Here is a 4,703-nt window from a genome sequence, read left to right as displayed (position 1 = left end):
CTGGACTTGCCCGTGCCTGCGGGGCCGTCGATCGCGACAATCACTGCTGCCGGGGCGGTCCGGGCGGCGGTTTCCACGGTGACAGACACCTTTCGTGTGCACGGGGCTGAGTTGAACGGGCCAGGTGAGCCTCGGACAAGGTTACTGGCTTCCCACGGGCGGCTTCGCACCCCTGTGGACGGCCCCGGTCCGCCCGGGGCCGTCCACAGGGGTGGCCCGGTCCGCCGGGGCGCCCGGCGGTCCGGGTCATCGCTACTGCCGGATGGACCAGCCCCGCTCGCGCAGGGCCTTGGTGAGCCCCGGGGCCGCCGAGGGCTCGACCATGAGCTGGATCAGACCGGACTGCTGCCCGGTGGCGTGCTCGATCCGGACGTCCTCGATGTTGACCCCCGCCCGGCCCGCGTCGGCGAAGATCCGGGCCAGCTCGCCGGGCTGGTCGCCGATGAGCACCGTGACGGTCTCATAGACGGCCGAGGCGGCGCCGTGCTTGCCCGGCACCCGCTCGCGCCCGGCGTTGCCCCGGCGCAGCACGTCCTCGATACCGGCCGTGCCGTCGCCGCGCTTGGCCTCGTCGGCGGACTGGAGCGCGCGCAGCGCCCGCACCGTCTCGTCGAGGTCGGAGGCGACGGCGGCGAGCACATCGGCGACCGGGCCGGGGTTGGCGGAGAGGATGTCGATCCACATGGCGGGGTCGGAGGCCGCGATCCGGGTGACGTCGCGGATGCCCTGGCCGCACAGCCGCACGGCCGTCTCATCGGCGTCCTGGAGCCGTGCGGCGACCATGCTGGACAGCAGGTGCGGGGTGTGCGAGACCAGCGCCACCGCCCGGTCGTGGGCCTCGTCCTCCATCACCACGGGCACGGCCCGGCACAGCGCGACGAGCTCGAGCGCGAGGTTGAGCACCTCGGTGTCGGTGCCGCCGGTGGGCGTGAGCACCCAGGGCCGCCCCTCGAAGAGGTCGGCGGTGGCGGCCAGCGGCCCGGAGCGCTCCCGGCCCGCCATCGGATGCGTGCCGATGTAGCGGGTCAGATCGCAGCCGAGGGCCTCCAGCTCGCGGCGCGGGCCGCCCTTGACGCTCGCGACGTCCAGCACGCCCCGGGCCAGGCCGCGGCGCAGTACATCGGCCACCGTCCCGGCCACGTACGCCGGGGGCACGGCGACGATCGCCAGGTCCACGGGCCCCTCGGGCTCGCCCTGCGTCCCGGCGCCGAGCGCCTCGGCGGTGCGGGCCTGGTCCGCGTCATGGTCGGCGAGGTGCACCTGGACCCCGCGGCCGGCCAGGGCCAGCGCGGCGGAGGTGCCGATCAGGCCGGTGCCGATGACGAGCGCGGTTCTCATTGGGCGATGTCCTTGCGGAGGGCGGCGGCGGCGCCGAGGTAGACATGGGCGATCTCGGACTTGGGCAGGGAGGTCTCGATATGCGCCAGGATGCGGACGACGCGGGGCATGGCCCCCGCTATGTCCAGCTCCTGGGCGCAGATCAGCGGCACATCGGTGATGCCCAGCTTGCGGGCGGCGGCCGCGGGGAAGTCGCTGTGCAGATCGGGGGTGGCCGTGAACCACACACTGATCAGATCGTCGGGGTCGAGGGCATTGCGCGCCAGGATGGCCGTCAGCAGCGCGGAGACCTGCTCATGCATGTGCTCCGGCTCGTCCCGCTCAAGCTGGACTGCCCCGCGGACCGCTCGTACCGCCACGTCTCGCTCCCTGTGCGCGCTGTGCCTGTCGTGCGTCGGGTGCGGCCGGTCACCGGCCGCACTCCCGATCAGCGTAACGAGCGGGTCCGACAGCCTCTCGGGGCGACCGCTGGACGAGACACCGGTGGGCGGGACGCGGCGGGCCGCCACGACGGCCGGAGCCGTCAGCGGTCCCCGGGCCTCCGGCCTCGGCGGTCCCCGGGCCCTCGGAGGTCCCCGGCTCTCAGAGCTCGACCTCGCGCATCAGCATGCCGACCTCGGTGTTGGTCATCCGGCGCAGCCAGCCGGACTTCTGGTCGCCGAGCGCGATCGGGCCGAAGGCCGTCCGCACCAGCTTGTCGACCGGGAAACCGGCCTCGGCCAGCATCCGCCGCACGATGTGCTTACGGCCCTCGTGCAGGCTCACCTCGACCAGATAGTTCTTGCCGGTGTTCTGCACCACCCGGAAGTGGTCGGCGCGGGCGTAGCCGTCCTCCAGCTCGATGCCGCTCTTGAGCCGCTTGCCCAGGTCGCGCGGGAGCGGGCCCTGGATGGCGGCGAGATAGGTCTTCTTCACGCCGTAGCGGGGGTGGGTGAGGCGGTGGGCCAGCTCACCGTGGTTGGTGAGCAGGATGATGCCCTCGGTCTCGGTGTCGAGCCGGCCGACGTGGAAGAGCCGGGTCTCGCGGTTGGTCACATAGTCGCCCAGGCACTGGCGGCCGTCGGGGTCCTCCATGGTGGAGACGACACCGGCGGGCTTGTTCAGCGCGAAGAAGAGATACGACTGGGTGGCCACGGTCAGCCCGTCGACCTTGATCTCGTCCTTCTCGGGGTCGACGCGCAGCCCCTGCTCGGTCACGATCTTGCCGTTGACCTCGACCCGGGCCTGGTCGATCAGCTCCTCACAGGCGCGGCGCGAGCCCATGCCTGCGCGGGCGAGGACCTTCTGTAGCCGCTCGCCCTCGACCTCGCCGAAGGTCTTGGGCAGGGCGACCCGCGGCTTGTCGTGGCGGGCGCGGTTGCGCTCCTCCATCTGCGCCTCGTACTCGCGCGGACGGGCCGGGGCGTTCGGCTTGCGGCCGCGGCCGCCGACGCCCTTGGGGGCACCGCTCTTGGCCGTGCCGCCCTTGGGGCCGCCCTTGGGGCCGCCACCCTGGCCTCCCTTGGGGCCCGCCTTAGGGCCGGGGCCCGCCTGGGGGCCGCCGCCCACGTCGTAGCGGCGCTCCTCGGGGCGGGGGCGGCCGGCGCGCTGCTGCTGCTCGTCGCGCCGGTTCCCCGCGCCCCGGTAGTTGTTGCCGCCGCTACCGCTGCCGCTGCCCCTGCTGTTCCTGCCGCTGCTTCGCATCAAGTTTCCGTCTGAGAGTGGCCGCTACGGGCTCGGTGTTCTACGTCGTCGTGCGCGTCATCGCTGTCGATGGCGTCCGGATCGAACGACGGCACGCCCTCCTGGGACTCGCCCTCGACCGCGTCCGCCTCGGGGAGGAACGGTGCCAGCTCCGGAAGCTCGTCCAGCCCTCGCAGGCCCATCCGCTCCAGGAAGTAGTTCGTCGTCCTGTACAGGATCGCACCTGTTTCGGGTTCCGTGCCCGCCTCCTCGACCAGTCCCCGCTGGAGGAGGGTCCGCATGACGCCGTCGCAGTTGACACCGCGGACGGCCGAGACACGGGAACGGCTGACCGGCTGACGGTACGCGACCACCGCGAGGGTTTCCAAAGCGGCCTGGGTGAGCCGGGCCTGCTGGCCGTCCAGGACGAACCCCTCGACGGCGGCGGCGTAGGCCGGGCGCGTGTAGTAGCGCCAGCCGCCCGCGACCAGCCGCAGCTCGAAGCCCCGGCCCTGGGTCGCGTACTCGTCGGCCAGCTCGCGCAGCGCGTCCGCGACGGCGCGGCGCGGCCGGGCCAGCACCTTGGCGAGGTGCTCCTCGGTGGCGGGCTCGTCGACGACCATGAGGACGGCTTCCAGGGCGGGCTTGAGGTCCAGCTCGGCGACCTCGGAGAGCCCGGCGGATGTCCGCTGCTCGCTCAACTCGGTACCTCCTCCTTCTCCTTCTCCGACTCCTTCTCCGGCTCGTTCTCCGGCTCGTTCTCCGGCTCCGGCGTGGCCGTCTCCTTACCGGGCTTGGCCCGGGCCTCCTGGTCGAACTCGTCGGTGACCAGCGGCTCCTGCCCCGCCTCTCCCGTCCAGCGGACCATGAGCGACCCGAGCGCCTCCGGCTGGTCGAGCAGGATCGCGCGCTCGCGGTAGAGCTCCAGGAGCGCCAGGAAGCGCGCGACGACCGTAAGGACGTCGGGGGCGTCCTCGGTGAGCGTGCCGAAGGTGGCCTCCCCCAGCTCCCGCAGCCGCGCGACCACCACCTCGGCCTGCTCCCGGACGCTGACCAGGGGGGCGTGGATGTGGTCGATATAGACCTGCGGCTTGGGCTTGGCCTGCATGGCCTTGACGGCCAGCTTGGCGAAGCCCTCGGGCCCGATGCTGATGACGACGTCGGGGAGCAGCTCGGCGTGGTGCGGCTCCAGACCGACCGTACGGGGGTAACGGGCGCTCTCGGCGATCAGCCGGTCGTTGAAGATGTCCGCGATCTGCTTGTACGCGCGGTACTGGAGCAGCCGCGCGAAGAGCAGGTCGCGCGCCTCCAGCAGCGCCAGGTCCGCCTCGTCCTCGACCTCGGCGGCGGGCAGCAGCCGGGCCGCCTTGAGGTCCAGCAGGGTCGCCGCGACGACGAGGAACTCGGTGGTCTGGTCGAGGTCCCAGTCCGGCCCCATGGCGCGGATATAGACCATGAACTCGTCGGTGACCTTGGAGAGCGCGACCTCGGTGACGTCCAGCTTGTGCTTGGAGATCAACTGGAGGAGGAGGTCGAAGGGCCCCTCGAAGTTGTCCAGCCGCACGGTGAACCGATTGCCGCCGTCCTCGGCCTGGACCTCGTCGCCGCGCGCCTCGTCCCGGCCGGTCCCGCCGCCCGCCTCGGGCTCGTCACTCGCGTCGCTCCCGGCCCCGGCCGCGTCGCCGCCGTGCCCGCCCCCCGAG

General features: G+C 72.6%; 5 protein-coding genes. All 5 read right to left on the bottom strand.

Annotated elements, in window-relative coordinates; genetic code table 11:
* Positions 1-252: 252 nt before the first annotated feature.
* Complete coding sequence (locus KN815_RS35560; RefSeq protein WP_216345970.1) at positions 253-1,338, bottom strand: prephenate dehydrogenase; 1,086 nt, start codon at positions 1,336-1,338, stop codon at positions 253-255.
* Positions 1,335-1,697, bottom strand: a complete 363-nt coding sequence (aroH, locus tag KN815_RS35555; protein ID WP_216345969.1) for a chorismate mutase — start codon at positions 1,695-1,697, stop codon at positions 1,335-1,337. The genes KN815_RS35560 and aroH overlap by 4 nt, the downstream gene beginning before the upstream one ends.
* A gap of 223 nt (positions 1,698-1,920) precedes the next feature.
* Positions 1,921-3,021, bottom strand: coding sequence for a pseudouridine synthase (locus KN815_RS35550; protein WP_216345968.1), 1,101 nt, complete (start codon positions 3,019-3,021; stop codon positions 1,921-1,923).
* On the bottom strand, positions 3,021-3,701 hold the full coding sequence (gene scpB / locus KN815_RS35545; protein WP_078640684.1) for an SMC-Scp complex subunit ScpB: 681 nt from the start codon (positions 3,699-3,701) through the stop codon (positions 3,021-3,023). The genes KN815_RS35550 and scpB overlap by 1 nt, the downstream gene beginning before the upstream one ends.
* A partial coding sequence (locus tag KN815_RS35540) for a segregation and condensation protein A (RefSeq protein WP_253209436.1) occupies positions 3,698-4,703 on the bottom strand: 1,006 nt, incomplete at its 5' end. The genes scpB and KN815_RS35540, both read right to left, overlap by 4 nt.

Origin of the sequence: Streptomyces niphimycinicus, assembly GCF_018883605.1 — a bacterium.
In the GTDB taxonomy this organism is placed as follows: Bacteria; Actinomycetota; Actinomycetes; order Streptomycetales; family Streptomycetaceae; genus Streptomyces; species Streptomyces niphimycinicus.
The sequence above is the reverse complement of the archived record's forward strand: the minus strand, read 5'-3'. Positions and strand labels throughout refer to the sequence as shown.

Coding starts and splice junctions, on each gene's coding strand:
- KN815_RS35560 (WP_216345970.1), bottom strand. CDS start 1,338: ATGAGAACCGCGCTCGTCATCGGCACCGGCCTGATCGGCACCTCCGCC.
- KN815_RS35550 (WP_216345968.1), bottom strand. CDS start 3,021: ATGCGAAGCAGCGGCAGGAACAGCAGGGGCAGCGGCAGCGGTAGCGGC.